This is a genomic window from Xylanibacter ruminicola (assembly GCF_900107775.1).
Classification (GTDB): domain Bacteria; phylum Bacteroidota; class Bacteroidia; order Bacteroidales; family Bacteroidaceae; genus Prevotella; species Prevotella ruminicola_C.
On the sequence record NZ_FNRF01000004.1, the window covers coordinates 307,978 to 327,193 of the forward strand.

Consider the following 19,216-nt stretch of genomic DNA (forward strand, 5'->3'; position numbering starts at 1 on the left):
TTATTATTTTTTAATTCTCCACACCACTACAGGTGGCTTTGTAGAGATTGATGAGTCCTTGCTGATATTGCAGCCAGTCGGCTGTTTGCTCGAGCTGGGCATTGAGATAGCTGCTTTGGGCAGTGAGCACATCAAGATAGGTAACATCGGATGAGTACGTCATCAGATCGATGCTGGTTTCGTAGGCCTTGCGGCTGGTGTCCACCTGAGTTTGACGGGCTTGTTGTTTGGCCAAGCTTTGCTGGCACTCAGCGAGGGCATCTTTCACCTCGCCACCGGCTGTAAGCAGGGCCTTCTCGAAAGCTATCTGCGCCTGCTCGCGCTGGGCTTTTGCCACTTTGAGGTTGGCACGCAGCTTACCCTTCTGGAAGAGTGGTTGGGTGAGCGAGCCCACGGCATTGAGCAGGAACTGAGCGGGGTTTACAATCTGTCCCACGTTGTTGGTCCAGCCGGCATTGGCGCTGATGCTGAGCGATGGATAGAAGGCCGAGCGGGCCACCTTGACATTGCTAAAAGCAGCGCGCAACTGATATTCGGCAGCCAACACATCGGGGCGCTGGGCCAGCTGCTGGATATCAACAGGCAGAGAGGCGTTGAGCGAAATGCCTTTCACATCGCCCCACGAAGAGCGCTGCAAGCTACCAGGCTGACGGTTGAGCAACAGGCATAGACTGTTTTCGGCTTTTTCAACCTGCAGCTGCAGATCGCTCTCCGAGGCGATGGTGCTTTGCAGCGATGCCTGCGCCTGACTGACTGCCAACTCGTTCTGATCGCCCACCTCTTTAAGGGCACGGATGGCATCCAGATTGGCCTGCTGATTCTTTACACTCTCCTTGGTAATGGCCAACTGACGATCTAACATCACCAGCGTATAATAGGCATTGGCCACTGCTGCCACCAGTTGCACCTGGGCATACTGAAGCTGGCTCTCGGCACTCATCCATTGCGCCTTCTGGGCATTCTTCTCGTGTGTAAATCCACCTGCCAGATTAACCTCCCACGACATGGTGAGCGGCAGCGAGTAGTCCTTAGTAGCCGACTGGTGCTGATACTTGCTGAGTGTGCCTTGTGGGGCCAGCGCAATGGCGGGCAGATAAGCCAACTTGGCGCTACTCAACTGCGCCTGAGCCTGCACCACGTTTAACCTTGCCGTACGAACATCGCTGTTGGCTGCTAACGCCTCGTTAATCATCGCGCTAAGTGCTGCGTCGGGGAATAGTTGCTGGAGCGACTGCCCACTAACAGGCAGTGCTCCCAGCAACATGACGAATATAAAAGAGAATAGTGTCTTCATACGTTTTTATACTTTCTGTTTCTTTTCTTCTGAATTTTTCTCAATCAGTTTCAGCTCGTCGATAATCATCGGGTCGGTAGGCTCGACGAATGTGATGGGCTTGAAACGCTCCTGTATCTTCTGGAAGATGACAAAGAGAGCGGGAGTGATGCACAGCAGCGCCAACGTTCCGAAGAACATTCCGCCTACTACACCAACACCGATGGTACGGCTACCATTAGCACCGGCACCTGTGGCTACCAACAGCGGCAGCATACCGAATATCATGGTGAGCGACGTCATCAGAATAGGACGCATACGCACCTTAGCGGCAAAGAAGGCGGCCTGTTTGAGCGACATACCTGCCTGGCGACACTGGGTGGCATATTCGGTAAGCAGGATGGCAGTTTTACAAAGCAAGCCCACCAGCATGATAAGTCCTACCTGCAGATAGATATTATTCTCGACGCCAAACAGCAGGGCGAAGGCGAAGCTACCAGCCAGTCCGAACGGCACAGCCAAGATAACTGCCATCGGGATGAACAGACTCTCGTAGAGGGCCACCATCACCAGATATACAAAGAGGATGCTGATGGCGAAGATAATCAGGATATTCGATCCCGTCTCACTCTCCTCGCGGGTCACGCCGCTAAACTCAACACTATAGCCCTTGGGCAGTTCTTTGGCGGCCACCTCCTTGATGGCACGGATGGCATTACCCGAGCTGGCACCTGTAGCCATATTACCCGAGAGGTCGATGCTGTTAAACAGGTTGAAAGCGCCTATCGACTGCGGCCTATACTCCTTGGTAAGTGTAATAAACTGACTTACGGGCTGCATCTCACCGGCATCCGATCGCACAAAGATTTTATCGAGCGACTCCATGCGGTTGCGGTCCTCAGGGCGCAGCTGCATGGTTACCTGGTACACCTTATTATATTTATTGATGTTCGACACGTAATTACTACCTAAATACGAACTCATGACATCGAGCACGGCTGAGGGCGACACACACATCTTTTTACAGCGCGACACATCGAGATCCATCTTATACTGTGGATAATCGATTTTGTAGCTGTTGAACACTTCGCCAATCTCAGGGCGCTCCATCAGCTTGGCCACATAGTTCTGTGTTACATCATAGAACTTCTTGATGTCCTCGCCATTGCGATTCTGTACACTGAACTCAAAGTCGCCACCATTGCCGTAGCCATCAATCATACCTGGTGCCATGGCAAACGATGTGGCCTCATGCTCTTCCCACAGCACACCATTTACCATATTGGTAATGTTGTCGATACTGCACTCGGCACCACCACGCTCGTCCCAGTTCTTCAACTGAATCATAATCATCGCCTGGTTGTTACCCGATCCGCCCATCAACGAGAAACCTGCCACACCACCAACGGCATCCATGCCTGGCAACTGACGGAGCTTCTGGATATTGCGGTCCATAATGGCTTTGGTGCGTTCAACGGTGTAGCCTGTAGGTGCCTGCATGCTCACAATAAGCGAGCCGGTATCCTCCTGGGGAATGAATCCCGTTGGTGTAACCTTCATCAATACAGCCAGCAGTACCGAAGCCACCACAATGCATGAGGTTACTATCCATTTGCGGCGGATAAAGAACATGGCAATGCCGGTGTAGCGCTTCATCAGGGCATGGTAGGTGGCATTATAGGCCTTACGCACGCGGGATGCCAACGAGCCGTCGTCGTCCTTGGTAGGTTTCAGCACCAGGGCACAGAGGGCTGGCGACATGGTGATGGCATTGATGAACGAGATGCCCACGCTGACTGCCATAGTGAGACCGAACTGGCGATAGAACACACCTGTGGTGCCACCCAGGAACGATACGGGGATGAAGATAACCATAAACACCAACGAGGTGGTGAAGAGGGCAGCAGTAAGTCCGTGCATGGCATCGACAGCTGCCTTATGGGCCGACTTGTAACCTGCATCAAAGCGCTGCTGAACAGCCTCGACTACTACAATCGAGTCATCTACCACCGTACCGATAACCAGCACAAGGGCAAACAGCGTAAGCAGGTTGATAGAGAATCCTGCCGCCTGCATAAAGGCAAACGTACCGATAAGCGACACGATGATGCCTACCGCCGGAATGAGTGTGGCGCGGAAGTTCTGCAAGAAAAAGTAAACCACTACCAGCACCAGCAGGATGGCGATAACCAGTGTCTCGATAACCTCGTGCATAGATGCAAAGAGGAAGTCGTTGGTATTGTTGAACGACAGAATCGCTATATCCTTCGGAAGGGTCTGCTTTACCTCCTCCAGCAGTTTGTCGATGTTCTTATTAATCTGCGTGGCATTCGAGCCTGCTGTCTGACTAACCTGTCCCATCACGCCAGGATGACCATTCACACTACCCTGGTAGATATAGTCGGCCTGTCCCAGTTCGATATCAGCCACATCCTTCAGGCGTAGCTCCTCGCCGGTAGCCTTCGACGAGATAATCAGGTTCTCGTACTCACTAATCTCGTTCTTTCTACCCGTATAGCGCAAGGTGTACTGGTAAACATTATCAGAGTTTGCGCCCAGCGAACCTACACTGGCCTCAACGTTCTGCTCCTGAAATACCTGCTGGATATCGGCAGGCACCAGCTTGTGGCGCGCCATCACATCGGGCTTGAGCCAGATGCGCAAAGCATACGGCGAACCGAACACCTCGACCTTACCCACACCCTGAATACGCAGGATGGCGGGCTTTAGGTTGTTTAAGAAGTAGTTGCTCAGAAAGTTCTCGTCGTACGTACCGTTAGGACTCACCAGCGCCAGCATGCGCAACATACCGGGCTGCTGTTTCTCGGTGGTTACACCTATCTTCAATACCTCAGAGGGCAGCTGTGCCTGTGCCTGCGTTACGCGGTTCTGCACGTTTACGGCAGCCATGTCGGCATTACAGCCCTGCTTAAAGAATATGGTGATTGAGCCACTACCGTTATCGGCAGTCGATTTCATGTAAGTCATATTCTCAACACCGTTAATAGCCTCTTCGAGTGGGGCTACCACACTTTTCTGTACCGCCTCGGCACTGGCACCAGGATAGCTGGCCCAAACATTGATAGTGGGCGGTGCAATATCGGGATACTTCTCGATGGGCAGCGATACAAGTGATATCGCACCCAGTACCACGATGATAACGCTAATTACCATCGACAGAAGCGGACGATCTATAAATGTTCTGATACTCATAACACTCGTTTTTACCTTTTTACTTTTTTACCTTCACTTGGGTTCCTTCCTGAACCAATCCGGCACCTTTGGCAATAATCACATCGCCTGGCTTCAGGCCATCGGTTACCACATACTCCTTACCGTTGTGCTGTCTCTCAACACTTACGATAGTAGCCACAGTATGGCCATCAACCACCTTCATCACATATACCATATTAAGAATCTCGTAGGTAGCCTCCTGTGGAATAACGATGGCTTTCGACTTGACTGCAGGCAGAATAATCTGACCTGTACCACCGCTCAGCAGCAGTCCGTTGGCATTATCAAACACTGCACGAACCGATACGGCACCCGTCTGCTCATCTACCACACCACTCACACTCTCCACCTGTCCATACTGGCTGTAGGTCTGACCGCTGGCCATCTGCAAACTCAGCTGTGGCATGTGCTTGATAGCTTCGTCCATCGACTGATATTTAGCCAGATATTCCATCACGCGGCGCTCGGTCATCGAGAAGTACACATACATCTTCTGATTATCGGCCACCACCGTTAAACCATCCTGTATGGTGGTGCCTACATAATCGCCCTTGCGATAGGGTATCTTACCTATAACACCATCCGACGGACTGTGCAGCACCGTGAAACTCAGGTTATTCTGGGCAATAGTCAGCTGAGCTTTGGCAGCAGCCAAATTTGCCTTTGCCACAGCCAGATCGTGCTTGGCATCGGTAAAGGTAGCATCAGATACCACCTTCTTATCAAGCAGCGACTTCTTGTTGTCGAAGTTCTGCTGGGCTTTAGCCAGGAGAGCCGACATCTGCTCAACATTGGCGCGAGCCTGCTCTACGGCAGCACGATACTGCACGGCATCAAGGGTAAAAAGTATCTGTCCTTTACGAACCTTTTCACCCTCTTTCACATGGATGCCCTGCAAATAGCCATCTACGCGGGGAATAATCTTGATATCCTGTCTACCCTTAATAGAGGCTGGATAGGTGTTTTTGATAGCATAATCCTGTTGTTTGATGGTTAGCAGTTCAAACTCCTGTGCTCCCATCTCTTCGCCTGCCTGATTGTTGCCACATCCCGTGAGCAAAAAGGCAGAAATAACATACATAATAGACCTTATTCGCATACAATTACAAGTTATATTAGTAAAAAAATCGGGTGCAAAGGTACAACCTTTACAACCAAAATATAACTTGAAAGTAGGTGAAACGGGAAAAATGGCGCGTGAAACGGAAACAAAAAAAGAGGGCTGAGTTACTCCATCGTCTATGATATAGAGAATTTCGAAGTGTAAGCAAAAAGCGTAAAAAACTATTTTTTTTGTTAAATATTAATTGATTTCCGAGAAATAATGACTATCTTTGCAGAAAAATTGACCAATAATGAAAGCAAAATCTAATCTTTCCTTACTATTCGTTGCCATTTGTTTGTTGGCGATAACATCCTGTAACAAGCAGCAGACTTATGTCCCCAAGACAACACTTGCCGATAGTCTGATTTATGCAGCTACCAGTGTACAGGACCTTGATCGCGCCGTTTTCCTTTCCGACAGTTTACTGGCAACTGGCGACATTTCTATATTCAGGCATTGCTACATGAAAGGAAGTATCTTTATCCGAACAGGAAAAACGCATGATGCCGAAGCTATCCTGAAGCATGCCTTAGCTATAAAGCCCCAAAATGCCTACGACAGTTTGTTCTATTTCCAGTGCGTCAAGGCGATGGTGGAATATAATAGACAGAAAAATGATGAAGAGGGTTTGCTACGCATCGCTTTGCCAGCCTATGAAGGCCTTTACGACTTAGTATCTAAACCCGAATACGCTAGTGAAGCCTATGATATCCTAGCAGAGATTTTGCAGTATGTGGGTGTGAGCCAGCTTAATCAAGGCTTGACTACCGAAGCAGGGAAATACTTCGATAAATGTTATGATTGCATCCTGAAAGTCAAGGCGTTAGACAAGTCATGGAAGCACGATTACTATGCCACTGTGTGCCTGTACAACATCGCCAGTTTGTATTCATTTAAGAATGATTACCATACGGCCGAAAAATGGCTGAACTACACCGAGCCTATCATTAAGGAAATGGCAAACAAAGATAATGTTCCTGCCGTTATTGCCGACATGTCGTGGTGCACCTATTACCTCGATCGCGCTACAGTCTATCATGGTTTGGGTAAACAAAAAGAGGCCGACCAGGCCTTTGAAGCGTTTAAACGCACACAATATGCCAAGACTGATATTGCAAAAATCCATGAGGGCGAATATCTGATGAAAACTAAGCGTTACGCCCAAGCTGCCGATGCTTTTGCTGTAACATATCGGTATCTGGCCGAATCTGGTTCGGAGCGTACACTCGATAATGTAGGATACCTGATAAAGAAATTCGAAGCCAACTACAAAGCCGGGCGTAACGACTCGGCATTAAGCGTAGCAGCTTACACCTTCGAGAACCTCGACTCTGCCATTACTCTTGAAAAGAAGAATCAGGCAATCGAACTGGCCACTATCTATCAGACACAGCAGAAAGACGCCGAGATTGCCGAGCAGAAGGCCAAGCTGTTACAAACACGTGTGCTGGCTTTGCTGGTTGCTCTTGTGCTGGCTATGACTTTCTTTATGATTTATGCTGTAATCCGTCGCCGTCAGCGCATCAGTTTGGAGGAGAAGAACCAGCAGCTGATGATTGCCAACGCCCGTGCCGAGGAATCGTTGCGCATGAAGACCAAGTTTATCCAGCAGATATCTCACGAAATCCGTACGCCACTGAATATCCTTTCGGGTTATGCGCAGGTGATTACCGCCCCGGATATGGAGATTGATAATGAAACGCGCAATGATGCTAACCAGCAGATTCTGGAGAATACCGACCGCATCACCGGTTTGGTTAATAAGATGCTCGAACTTTCTGATGTAAGCAGTCGTACCGTTATCGAACTTACCGATCAGGTTCCTGCCGTTCAGATAGCCAACCAGGCTGTGCATTCGTCGGGTATAGAGGATGCTGCGCATCTTGATTTCCAACTGCAGGATACCGATGGAGCAGGGATTGCGGTGCTTACCACCAATCAGCAGGCCGCTGTACGCGTATTGTCATTGCTGCTTGATAATGCCATGAAGTTTACCGCTCCAGCCGAAGCCTATGGACATCACTCCGCCGCTGATAATAAGCGTGCCACGCTCACGATTACAAAGCACGATTATGGCATACAGTTTATAGTTGAGGATACTGGTATTGGTGTGCCTGCCGCCGAGGCTGAGCATATCTTTGATGAGTTTGTGCAACTTGATGAGTACTATAATGGGACAGGCATCGGACTCACTGTTGCCCGTAGCCTGTCCCGTCGTTTAGGCGGCGATGTGGTTCTCGACACCACCTACACCGCAGGTGCTCGCTTTGTGTTTACACTCCCATGCAACTGGTAGTGCCCAGTGCCGTTACAATCGCTGTGGCGATACTTGCAATCATCTGGATGATGAACTTTAGTGTTTCCTTCTTACTCATAACTCACCTCCTCTTTTAATCGCCGTACGACTCATCGTCGTCACCGTTGCCGCCGGTGTTACCGCCCTGGTTGCCTCCGGTGTTTCCACCGTTACCGCCATTGCTTGGCTGATTGCCGCCCTGATTGGTGTTACCACCATTCTCGTTCTCAGGATCCTCTACCTCGCCAGCGGTACTGGTTACGCGCTTCACCTCCTTGCCGTTGCGGTCGTAGCAGGTAATCACGATGGCAGTTGATGCCAGCTCATCCTTCAGGTCAACGCTTGGGGTGAAGATGATGCGACGGCTCTCAATCAGACCTGCCTTCACGTCGTTCACGTTCTCCACAGCCTTACTGCGCAATCCGAATCGCATGCTACCCAATCCGGGCAGAGCCACGCTGTGACCCTCGGTAGCCCATGCCTTGATTACTTCTCCAGCTGCATCCCAACAGGCCTTCATCACGCCCTGACTCACACCACTGCGCAGAGCAGCCTCCTTGATTACCTTTGCCTGGGTGAGCGTTGAGTACATCTCAGGCTTCATCACATAGCGGTAAACACCAGGATCATTTGGTTTGTTTGTAAACTTCAGCAGTCTCTCTACTGCCTTTACTCTAAGTGCCATAAAAATTAAAATTTTAAGGGTGTAAAAACTTTTCCTCTTCCTTAAAACCTCTTCCTTATTCCTTGTTTTTGCTGCTAAGCCATACAGAATTTACTAGTAAACTATGGAAAATTTTCTGCATAGCCATGCCGCAATTTTTAGACGCTTATGTCCTTTTGTATCTATGATGCAAAGGTACGAAATTTTCCTGATATATACAAATTTTTAAGCAATTATTTTTCAATTTTCAATTATCAATTATCAATTTTCAATTTGTCGTAGGGTTACTCACTTACAACTTACTCACTTCGGACATCTGCATTCTGAGAATTTCTTCAAGCGGATATTTTATCTAATATATAATATATATATTATATATTAGATAATTGTAATTATTTTAAATTCTTCCTTTTAATCACTCCTGCCACACTAGCAATTTTGAAAACCCAAATGTCCGAAGTGAGTAAGTTGTAAGTGAGTAAGTTTATTAATAGAAAAGTGGTGAAAAGTTTGGAGTTTTGTTGATTTTTCTTTATCTTTGCACGTAATTTTATCAATAACACTTAATGAGAAAGAGCAGATATATCATTATATTGACAGCTATTGTCACCTTGGTAGCCTTGATGATGGGCTGCACGAAACCTGATCGCAGTGAGGAGGCAATCAATCTTCAGGAAGAAATAACGGAATTGGGAGTCGGGAATCCAGAACGGGCAGTGGAGCGCGTTGACAGTGCCGAGCAGGCGGGAGTATTCACGGCAGCACGTGCCAACTATGTCAAGGCTGTCATCTATGAGAATGCCGACCAACAGCGACTGGCTGCCTATTACGCCGAGAAAGCGATTGCCGCACAGGAGGGGGAGACAGTCGCCACATCCACCGACAGCAGTCTTTATTGTACGTCGCGCTGGATACTTTCAGACTGTCAATACTCCAATGGCGAGTTTGGCAAGTCCATCTCGCTAGCCAAAGAAATCCTTGCTTTTGTGGGCGACGGAACAAGTCCTAAGAACGTGACCATGAAATGCAGGGCTTTGTCGCAGATAGCAGAGTGTGAAAGCGAACTGAACCATGTGTCCGAATCCGAAAGACTGTTCCTGCAATGCATCGAGATGCTGATGGAGAGTACTCAGCATGTCACCAATTATGGGGATATTGATCCGCTTATCTACACGCTACTAACGCTCAACGACCTATATATCGACAACAAGATGCCCGAAAAGGCGTTACCCCTCATCGCAAAGATGGACACAGCCATCAACCGTTTAGCACGGTGTGCTAACGATGCTGACTGGGTATTGCAGAAACGCCGTAACCACGTAACCATCAGTAAGGCGATGGTCTATGCCGCCAACGGGCAGCGCGAGCAGGCCGAAGCACTCTTCCAGGAGCACCGCAAGATGCAAGGTCTGAATCCTGCCGACATGACGGCTGAAGGTATCTATCTAACCATTATGGGGCGTTATGACGAGGCTCTCAGTCTGTTCGACGAGGCCGATTCGATGATACATGCCAGTGGCGAACTCATCACCGACATCTACGTCAAGACCTTTCTTGTAAACAAGTACACTACGCTGCAAAAGGCGGGACGTGATAAAGAGGCAATGGCTTTGGGCGACTACATGCGACAACTGACGGATTCACTACGCCAGCAGGAGCGTCAGACCGATGTGGAGCAGTTGCAGGAAATCAAGCGTCAGGAAAACGAAATCACCAGCAAGCAACAGTCACTTGTCGTCCACCGCATTATCCTAGCTAGCATCTTCCTCGTCTGCCTACTCATCGTTTATCTGCTTTGGCGTTCCTATAAATATAATAAGGTGTTGACGGAGAAGAACCGCAAACTTTATGAAGAGATAGAGCAGCGCCGACAGGAACAGCAACATGAGATGGAACAGTTGCAGGCCGCTCCTAAGGAACAACTCACCTCCGAGCAGCAACTCTACCGCCGTCTCTGCACACTGATGGACGAACAGAAACCTTATACCGATGCCGAACTGAACCGCAACATGTTGGCACAGCTTCTAGGCACCAACGAGAAGTATGTGGAGCAGGCCATCCGCCAGTGCTCAAAGGGTGAGACGGTCAGCGATTTCATCAACCGCTATCGTCTGGAGCACGTTGCCCGTCTGCTGAAGACCACCAACGACCCCATTGCTATTATTGGCGAACTCTCTGGTATCCCCAGCCGCGTTACCCTCGCCCGCCTTTTCCGTAACGCCTATGGCATGACGCCTACCGAATACCGCAAGATATAGGCACTTCCCCCCCGATGAAACAGGGGAAAAATGCACTTTTCCTAATTTGAAACATATTTTTCCGCCAGTGAAACATCGTTTTCGCTGGCGGTTCGTAATTTTGCAACCGAGATCTAAAAACAGAAGCGTATGGAAGTATCACTCATTCTCACCGTCGCCCTCGCCGCAGCCTTCATCGTGGTAGTACTGGCATTGGTTGCCGTCATCGTGTTCCAGCGATGGCGCATCAGCGACAACAATGCCCACCTCAAGGAGTTCATTGACGAGAACCTGGAAATGCGCGACAAACTGCGAAGGTATAAAGAACAATAAACATTATAAACCCTTAAAACATTACAAACATGAAAAAGAATCTTATGACGCTCGCAGCCGTCCTTTGCTGCGCAATGGCAATGGCGGTATTCTCCGCTTGTACAGGTGACAACTACGACAATCCTGGTTACAATGAGCAGGTATGGAATCCCAAGGAGAATGTGTTTCCCTATAGCTACAAAGGACATACGCTGTACTATAGGCTCAAGACCGACTCTCTTACCAGCCAGACGTATGCTATCTGCAGCTATCCTACATTAACCCCTACTACCACAGAAACCTTATGGGACGGCTACAGAAAGCCTGTGGGTGATGTGGAGATACCCGGCACCGTAAAGCATAAAGGACATAGCTATCCCGTTCTTGACATAGGTCGCTGTGCATTTATCTATTGCGACGAAATAACCAACGCCACCGTACCCGAAGGAGTGTTCAAACTGGGCAACGGAGTTTTTGCTTATTGCACTGGTCTGCAGTCGGTTAGCCTTCCAAGCACGATCGAAACGATTGATTATAGTGCTTTCAATGGCTGTACCAACCTGACATCTGTCAACCTGCCTGCAGGCATCCAGACCATCCAAAGATTGACGTTCTACCAATGCGAAAACCTCGCCTCTATCGTTATTCCCGAGGGTGTCAAGAGCATTGAGAAATCAGCCTTTGCCTATTGCAAAAAACTACACTCGGTTTCGTTGCCAAGCACACTGACAAGTCTCGGAGACTATGCTTTCTATCATGATTCCCTGCTAACCGAGATTACCATCCCCCAGAACGTCAAGACCTTCGGCCACAGTGCGTTCAGAACCTGTACCGGTCTGGCCTCCATTACGCTGCCCGATGAGATGGCTTCCATTGGTGATTGGTGCTTTGCCGACGACTCCCTGCTGACAACTATCACCCTGCCCGCCGGCATCGATTCTATTGGCGAAGGTACCTTCTATAACTGCAAAGGACTCACCTCCATCACCGTTCCCGAAGGAGTCAAGAAAATAGGCAACACTGCTTTCACATATTGTCCTAAACTGAAAACCATCAAGTTGCCAAAGAGCCTGACAGAAATAGGCGAGTTCGTTTTTTACGGCAGCGACGACATCGAGGCCATTACCCTGGCTTGCACTACGCCACCCGCTGTCCTAAAAACCCCCTTCTCTAACTACAATGCCACCCTCTATGTTCCCGTTGGCACATCCGAGGCCTACCGCCAGCATGCCGTCTGGGGTAAGTTCACCAACATTGTTGAAGGAACTAACTGATATTGTATATAAAGGTAAGAAGCATATTCTCAAATAAATTGCGATTATGAAAAAGATTCTGATGACACTCGCAGCCGTCCTTTGCTGCTGGGTGACAATGGCGGTATTCTCAGCTTGTACAAGCGACAGCATCGACAATCCTGTGCCCCCCGAAGAGCCTACGGAGACGGCCTATGACTTCTCAGCTGTTTCGCCCAGCGGCCACACGCTGTATTACAACATCGATGGCAGTCATGTAAAAGTTGTTTCCGAACTTGGAGATGTCTTATTCAGCGATGTGTACGAAACGCTCCCAACAGGTGACTTGGTGATTCCCGAGAGTGTTACTCACGACGGAGTGACCTATCCAGTGACGACTATCGGTTATTGTGCTTTCTTGAATTGTCTGGGACTGACGAGTGTGTCTATTCCTGCCACGGTTACCACCATTGAGACGGGTGCCTTAGCCGGATGTTCAGGCATCAAAAACCTGGTGGTCCCCGCCACAGTTACTACTATAGATGACAACGCTTTCCGTGATGTTCGTCATGTTGAGTACAATGGCCCGGCAACGGATGACTTTAAATGGAATGCACTTTCGTTGAACGGTGTTGTGGATGGTAACTTTGCCTATCCCGATGAGAGCAAGACCCAGTTGGACGCCTGTCTGGACACCGACGCCGACGGTACGGTGACTATCCCTGCATCTGTGAAGGTGATATCAAGATATGCGTTCATTGAGTTTCATAGCTTGATTTCGATAGATGTTCCTAATACGGTAGATTCGATTGGAGTAGGAGCATTCTATGGATGTGAGAACTTGGTCTCCGCTACTTTACCAGAGGGTCTCAGAATGATTGACGCCTACCTCTTTTGCGACTGTACAAGTCTGAAATCTTTTGTCGTACCCAATTCGGTTAAGAATATTAGATTATTTGCTTTTTTAAACTGCTCCGCGCTCTCTGAGGTTACCTTTGGATACTCGACAGAAAAGATTGTAGCGAAGTCTTTCCGTAATTGCAAAAACCTCAAGAAAATACACTCACTGGCACCTGTAGCACCGGAATTACTAAATGGCGATCCGTTCGAAAATGTGCCGAAGGATGAGGTAGTCGTCACCGTCCCTAGCGGCAGCATAGACTCATACAGGGAGATATGGGCCTGTTTTAGCAACATCAAAGAAGAATTTCATTAAATAAACTACGATTATGAAAAAGATTATAATGAAGCTCGCAGCCGTCCTTTGCTGCTGGGTGACATAAAGTGATTACGTGGCATCTACAGATCCCATACCTACAATAGGTGTGGGATTTTTGTAATTATGATCTTTGCAGGGTGGTAATCAGCCGTTCATTCTGGAATATATCACTACCGTTTCTTTATAAATGTTAAAATTATGTTTTACCAAATGTTTACCCACCCTAAAAAATGTGAAGAAGATACCCTTTGGGAAGTCCTTTTCTTATCTAATGACCCCCAAAAATGAACCCATGACCCCAATGGGATCACAACCCAAGTCCCTCTTCTAAAAAAACTTAATGGCCTTATTTTTTTCAACGGAAAGTCATCGAAAGATTCTCTTTTTTTTATTACCTTTGCAAACAGATTTCTGGAATTTGAATCATTTACACCTTTCTTTTTCTGGATTACTTAAAATACAATAACAAAATAATAACCAATATAAAAAAACAAAAACGAATAAGATGAAAAAATACATTTTAGAAATGTCTGAAGACGGTAAGGAAGTATCGATTATGGAGCCTGACAGGGAAAAAAGCCTATCTGCAGGAGAGCAGGTAGGCGAACAACTGACAAGGAGGTCAAGAAGGGCTAATCCCATCCATACCCTTCCTGATAATAACGTTTCGGCAGTATTTAAGAAGAAACGTGATGATGTCAAGACACTAAGGACGGAGATTGCCTCGTTAAAAGGTAAAATAGCGGAGTTGGAGGAACAAGCTAAATTAGACCAGATGTATATCGATGATTGTAGTGCAGAGATAGACAGACTGAATGGAGATTTTGAAACTGCCGACGCAAGAGTCACGATGTGGATGTCGAAGTATGAGGAGGCAGAAGAACTCAGAAAGAAAGCCGAACACGAACGCGACTTGCTAAAGGAGATGATGCATGACATACCTTCAAAGAAAAAATACAAGGTACGTCAGATAGCCATCATTGCGCTTGCCCTTTGTCGTAAGGCCCTGGTGGTTCCCAAGAATAAAAAGAAAATAGCCGTGTTGTTCAGTCACATGACGGGAGTATCACAAAACACCATCAGCCAAAACCTTTGTGACACCTATAACGACCAAGAAATCCTAGATATTGCTGAGCCATTGAAAGAGTCAATGCCGGAATTAGCTGAGTATCTATTAGAGAATAGATTTGCTGGGTAGATAAAAAAGTAACCCCTTACCTGGAATAGAAGTAACCCCTTACCAGAACTGACTTATTATTATAATAGGTATCTTTGCACCGCAACTTGCCGCAGGAGTCGGCAGTTGTGGTGCATTTTCGTAATGTAGCTACGTTTCTACGAGAAGCACCGGGCAGCCCACTATTACTCCCAACTCTCTAAAAAAGTTGGAAGAAAATGAGGGTTATATTAGAATCTGGCGATAAACCTGAAATGAAAGCCGTAATTTATAATCTACAGAAATGTGGACTAGACTTTGTAATCGTTGAAGAAGATACCAAGCAGGTGCATCGCCTGGTGAGTGATAATGAGTTAAGAACAGCTATCAGCAAGGTATTGACAAGTTTTACAGTTGGTACCCAATGGGTGGCAGTTTACAGAATACTTGTGGACTTTTATGGTTTCCCAGAAGCTTATGATGCATTTTGTACCAAAATTAAAAATCTAATGAAAGGGATAAACCTAACATACCCCTGCGATTATCAAACAATACAAAAGCCATTATCATCACATGCTATTCTACAAAAACATTACAACCAATGGAAAGAGTATAAAGCCAAGAAAGACGATAGGTTTTTTCCTCGCCAGAAAAAGATTGCAGATAAGCTTTTTAAGTTACTTCAAGAGGCTTAATATACGATGGAATACCCCAAATATACTTTGTATTATACGTTGTAAAGTAATTAGGTGTGCATATAATGAGTTCTGCCTACTTTTGCATCGAGTTCTTTGACATGTTTACATTATGACGCAAGAAGAAAAGCAGATGATGCAGCCTACGCAGGAATTTATTCGCAAGCTGCAACGTAAACGCAATGCGGGCACTGAGAACTGTATGCTCTCTTCCGACTTGGCAAGAGAGATGGGTATCACTGCCCCGGATCTACACCACTATCTGATAGATGTGGGGTTTCTCTTTCGTGAGCGATCAACTTACGAACTGAAGCTCAGTAAAGATTATGCTGGGCTTGGATATGCTAAAACTCGAAGTCATTTTCGCTACAACAAGAAGGGCGATTTGGTTGAGACACGCTTTCCGGTTTGGACTGTGAAAGGACAAGAGTACATTATGAATTTGATTAAAGGAAAAGGCAAAAAGGAAAAGGCGACAAGGAAAATGTAAAAATGAAAAAAAGTAATAATTAAAATGGAAAGAATCGTTAGAATTTTGAATCAGAGCGGATTGCAAACCCGCCAGTACATGGACCGCAAAACGGGCGAACAGAGGGTGATCAATACGGTAGTGCTGAAGTTGACCGACGGTACCGACACCTTCCTGGGTGAGATAACCGGCGAACGTGCCGTGAACTGTCCAAAGTTCGACCCACAGTACATCTACAAGGTGCAGTGCTCGATGATGGTACGTGAGTGGAACTCGCAGCAAACGGGTGAGGCCATGCAGGCAACAACAATCTATGTGGATAAAATCGGCTTGATGTAAAATGGAAGACATAAAGAAACGTAAGTGCATCAGAAGTTTCAAATCGAACACCCGAGTGTTTGATGATGATTCGATTGAGGTAACACCACAGGAGAAGGGAGCACCCGCTCAGAAGGATGTGAAGAAAGTGGGTCGCAGTAAGCGTTATGCTACCACTGGTAAGAACCCGCTGACGTGTATTGAACTGAAATGTCCGGATGAAGTGGCTGACAAGGCTGCCTATTTCCATAAGGAGTTGGCTAAGCTGACGAAGGACATCGAGATTACAGAACCTACCTTGCCGAAAGGCGAGTATCTGGTTAACAACGACAACTTGAAGGTTTGTCTTGTTAAAGGTGAGCACCCACAGCTGATGGCTTGGCTCACATTCGAGGTTGAAGGAGCATTGAATGTAAGGAAGCAGTTGTACAATTTAACAAGCGAAATAGATAAATGTTTTGTTATCAACGAAGCTTCGGTTTACCAACCGAAATAGTTACAGCCGAACAGTTCAGGGCGCTCATCAGGGCGCCCCGAACTCAGGCTCTTGTAAAAGAGGCCCGCGAGGCGCTGGAACGAGGCGATAAGAATACCTACGACAAGAAAAAGAAAGCTTTGCCGTTTGTGATATTCGTTGCCACGTACGACGAGTCGACAAAGATATTTGAAAGTAATCTCACTGGCGAGCAAACTGCCAAAATGGGCATGTGGAGAAAGCAGGAGAAGTGTCGGCTGAATGGTTTGTGCGTTATCGACTTTGACCATATCGAGGGCGATGTGCGCCAGGTTTGGGAGGAAGCTTATGCCAAGCTATCTGACGAGGATAAGGCAAGGATTCTGTTTGTGTATGTTACACCATCGGGGCATGGATTGAAGGTTGTGTTTATGGCAGATGTAAACATAGGTAACCTGATAGACAACCAGATAGTGTTCTCTAAAAAGCTGGGACTGAACCCTGATGAGGCCTGCAAGGATGCCTCAAGGGGTGCGTTCCTGACTACAAGTGAAGATATTATTTTTATTGACGAAGAAAAATTGATTACGTATGAAAACGAAGAATTTGGTAAAAGATTTAACGATGAATACCATGCTGGTCATAGCCAGCCTACTATTAACGTTGCTAAGAATAGTGCTGTTAGTGTTGATATGGCCGCTGTGGAAAGTGCTGGAGAAAACCAACCTGCTTTATCAGCTGGCGATGGAGACTACCAGCGGATTGCTGAGCTTCTGACGTACAATGGCATGCCGTTACTCTCGATAATCGCAGCATGGTGGAAAAAACGATCTACCAGTAGCGATGAGGTTTCGCGCCATGAGGCCAGCGTGGTGCTGGCTCGCGACCTGTATATCATGACCGACCGCGACAAGGCTAAGACACTGGCCCTGCTGATGGTGCAGCCGTGGGTGCAGGAGATGATAGCAGAGCGCGGCGAGGATGTGAAGCGTACCGTGAATAATGCTGCCGATTACGTAACGGCGCAGGAAAACGAGAATGCCAAGAAAGGTAAGGCCTGGTTGCCAAAAATCTCAAAAGAGATGAAGGCGGTTTTAGAGGTTGGGACAGAAGTGGAAAAAGAGGAGAGGAGTACGGAGGCTGATGATGTTTACTCGCAATTGCCGCTGGATAAGTGGGCTGAAGAGTTGCAGGAGATGGCCGATGTTTACCCTTGTATGAAGGAACTGTTTGTGAATGTGCATCCCTATAAACTGCCTGCGGTATTGTTCTCGTCGGCGGCGCTTTTCGGAACGCTGATGACTCGAGCCTGGTATCACTTCTGGTTTGCACCAAAGATTGTTCGCAGGCTGAATTACTGCATCTTTATTATCGGCGATCCTGGTGCGGGAAAGCATATGATTGAGGAGTTTTACAAGCAGATAGCCGACCCGATGATTCAAGCCGATAGCTGTTTGATAGATGCTGTGAACCGCTATAAGGAGGGACGTACGGAGCGCACCACCAGCACCAAAGCCCAGAAGGGCGAGGCATTGAAACGTCCTGCTGTAGGCATCCGCGTACATCCTGCACGTACGGCTACCGGTGAGTTTATCCGCCACATGAATGCCGCCATCGAAACGATTGATGGCAAGCCGCTGAACCTGCACATGTTCTCGTTCGATTCGGAACTCGACAACGTTACCAAAAATAATAAAGGTGGCGATTGGAAAGACCGTGAGATACTGGAACTGAAAGCCTTCCACAACGAGGAGGACGGACAGATGTATGCCAATCAGGAGAGTGTTACAGGTATGTTCAACGTGTATTGGAACTTTATCTATACCGGCACGCCATATGCCCTGCATCGCAAGGTGAACCAGCGTAACTTTGGAACAGGTATGAGCACCCGACTGGCTGTGATTCCTCTGCCCGATAAAGGCAAGGTGGAGCGTTACCAACAGGTGATAGAGAGTAGCGAAGAAACGTTGAAGAAGTGGGCCTACCGATTGGATAAGGTGGCTGGTGAGATTCCCATTGAACCGCTGAACGACGAAACTTATGAGTGGCAGACCGATAAGATGGAGATAGCCGAGTTTAACGGCGACAAGGCCGACCGCATGTTGCTAAAGCGTATTCCGTATTACGGCATCGGCATCTCGTTGCCCTTTATCCTGATGCGCCATTGGGACGAGTGGCAGGAGCACCACACGCTATCCATGGATGAGACAGATAAGCGTTTCTGTCGTGTGGTGATGGACATTCAGTATCAGTCTCAGAAGTTTTTCTTTGGCGAGATGGCATTCAACTATTTTGCCGATCAGAACAAGGAGTTTGTGGTAAGGAAGCGCTGCACCCGTTACGATGAGTGTTTTCGTAGGCTACCCGAAGAATTCAAGACGCAGCAGTTTGTGGAGGTATTCGGTATTTCACAACAAGCAGCTTCGCGTGCCATCACCCGATTCCGAAACGATGGGGTGATTGAGGTAGTGAAGTATGGTGTATATAAAAAGGTAGTGAGTGAGTTGCCGTAAGGCACCCACTTACTCACTTACAACTTACTCACTTCGGAC

16 protein-coding genes are annotated in these 19,216 nt (G+C 47.6%); 11 read left to right on the plus strand and 5 right to left on the minus strand.

The features are described from left to right. Positions 1-10: 10 nt before the first annotated feature. From BLU97_RS11710 to BLU97_RS11720, 3 genes are read right to left on the minus strand one after another with little or no spacing between them, the layout of a single operon-like run. Positions 11-1,294: a TolC family protein gene (locus BLU97_RS11710; protein WP_081353007.1), complete on the minus strand. Its 1,284-nt coding sequence runs from the start codon at positions 1,292-1,294 to the stop codon at positions 11-13. 6 nt (positions 1,295-1,300) lie between these two features. Then, complete coding sequence (locus BLU97_RS11715) at positions 1,301-4,486, minus strand: efflux RND transporter permease subunit (protein WP_074761723.1); 3,186 nt, start codon at positions 4,484-4,486, stop codon at positions 1,301-1,303. Positions 4,487-4,505: 19 nt separating this feature from the next. Continuing rightward, positions 4,506-5,588, minus strand: a complete 1,083-nt coding sequence (locus BLU97_RS11720) for an efflux RND transporter periplasmic adaptor subunit (RefSeq protein WP_175456373.1) — start codon at positions 5,586-5,588, stop codon at positions 4,506-4,508. 274 nt (positions 5,589-5,862) lie between these two features. Here BLU97_RS11720 and BLU97_RS11725 point away from each other — a divergent pair, with 274 nt between their 5' ends. Continuing rightward, positions 5,863-7,908: a sensor histidine kinase gene (locus BLU97_RS11725; protein ID WP_081353009.1), complete on the plus strand. Its 2,046-nt coding sequence runs from the start codon at positions 5,863-5,865 to the stop codon at positions 7,906-7,908. Here the strand turns inward: BLU97_RS11725 and BLU97_RS16105 are convergent. Together BLU97_RS16105 and BLU97_RS11730 are read right to left on the minus strand one after the other, a co-directional pair. After that, positions 7,886-7,987 carry a smalltalk protein gene (locus tag BLU97_RS16105; protein WP_175456374.1) on the minus strand — a complete coding sequence of 34 codons (102 nt, stop codon included), beginning with the start codon at positions 7,985-7,987 and terminating at the stop codon, positions 7,886-7,888. The two genes, BLU97_RS11725 and BLU97_RS16105, sit on opposite strands and share 23 nt — an antisense overlap. Positions 7,988-8,002: 15 nt before the next feature. Further along, positions 8,003-8,593 (minus strand): DNA-binding protein, encoded by a 591-nt coding sequence (locus BLU97_RS11730; protein ID WP_074761726.1) that lies wholly within the window; start codon positions 8,591-8,593, stop codon positions 8,003-8,005. A 545-nt stretch (positions 8,594-9,138) separates the two neighbouring features. Between BLU97_RS11730 and BLU97_RS11735 the strand changes: the two genes are divergently transcribed. The 10 genes from BLU97_RS11735 to BLU97_RS11780 all read left to right on the plus strand — a co-directional run bounded on the left by BLU97_RS11735 (position 9,139) and on the right by BLU97_RS11780 (position 19,177). After that, entirely contained in the window at positions 9,139-10,830 is a 1,692-nt protein-coding gene (locus BLU97_RS11735; protein ID WP_074761727.1) for a response regulator transcription factor, read from the plus strand. 129 nt (positions 10,831-10,959) lie between these two features. Continuing rightward, a complete protein-coding gene (locus BLU97_RS11740; protein ID WP_074761728.1) occupies positions 10,960-11,142 on the plus strand; it encodes a hypothetical protein in 183 nt (60 codons plus the stop codon). A gap of 29 nt (positions 11,143-11,171) precedes the next feature. After that, positions 11,172-12,395 carry a leucine-rich repeat domain-containing protein gene (locus BLU97_RS11745; protein WP_081353010.1) on the plus strand — a complete coding sequence of 408 codons (1,224 nt, stop codon included), beginning with the start codon at positions 11,172-11,174 and terminating at the stop codon, positions 12,393-12,395. Between the two features lie 46 nt (positions 12,396-12,441). Next, positions 12,442-13,569, plus strand: coding sequence for a leucine-rich repeat domain-containing protein (locus BLU97_RS11750; protein ID WP_074761730.1), 1,128 nt, complete (start codon positions 12,442-12,444; stop codon positions 13,567-13,569). 508 nt (positions 13,570-14,077) lie between these two features. After that, positions 14,078-14,770 (plus strand): hypothetical protein, encoded by a 693-nt coding sequence (locus BLU97_RS11755; protein ID WP_074761731.1) that lies wholly within the window; start codon positions 14,078-14,080, stop codon positions 14,768-14,770. 197 nt (positions 14,771-14,967) lie between these two features. Then, positions 14,968-15,423: a hypothetical protein gene (locus tag BLU97_RS11760; RefSeq protein ID WP_074761732.1), complete on the plus strand. Its 456-nt coding sequence runs from the start codon at positions 14,968-14,970 to the stop codon at positions 15,421-15,423. A gap of 112 nt (positions 15,424-15,535) precedes the next feature. After that, complete coding sequence (locus BLU97_RS11765) at positions 15,536-15,913, plus strand: phage antirepressor KilAC domain-containing protein (protein WP_074761733.1); 378 nt, start codon at positions 15,536-15,538, stop codon at positions 15,911-15,913. A gap of 24 nt (positions 15,914-15,937) precedes the next feature. Next, entirely contained in the window at positions 15,938-16,231 is a 294-nt protein-coding gene (locus BLU97_RS11770) for a hypothetical protein (RefSeq protein ID WP_139209017.1), read from the plus strand. A 1-nt stretch (position 16,232) separates the two neighbouring features. Beyond that, complete coding sequence (locus BLU97_RS11775; protein WP_074761735.1) at positions 16,233-16,706, plus strand: hypothetical protein; 474 nt, start codon at positions 16,233-16,235, stop codon at positions 16,704-16,706. Next, positions 16,664-19,177: a BT4734/BF3469 family protein gene (locus tag BLU97_RS11780; protein ID WP_074761736.1), complete on the plus strand. Its 2,514-nt coding sequence runs from the start codon at positions 16,664-16,666 to the stop codon at positions 19,175-19,177. The genes BLU97_RS11775 and BLU97_RS11780 overlap by 43 nt, the downstream gene beginning before the upstream one ends. The last annotated feature ends 39 nt before the right edge of the window (positions 19,178-19,216 follow it).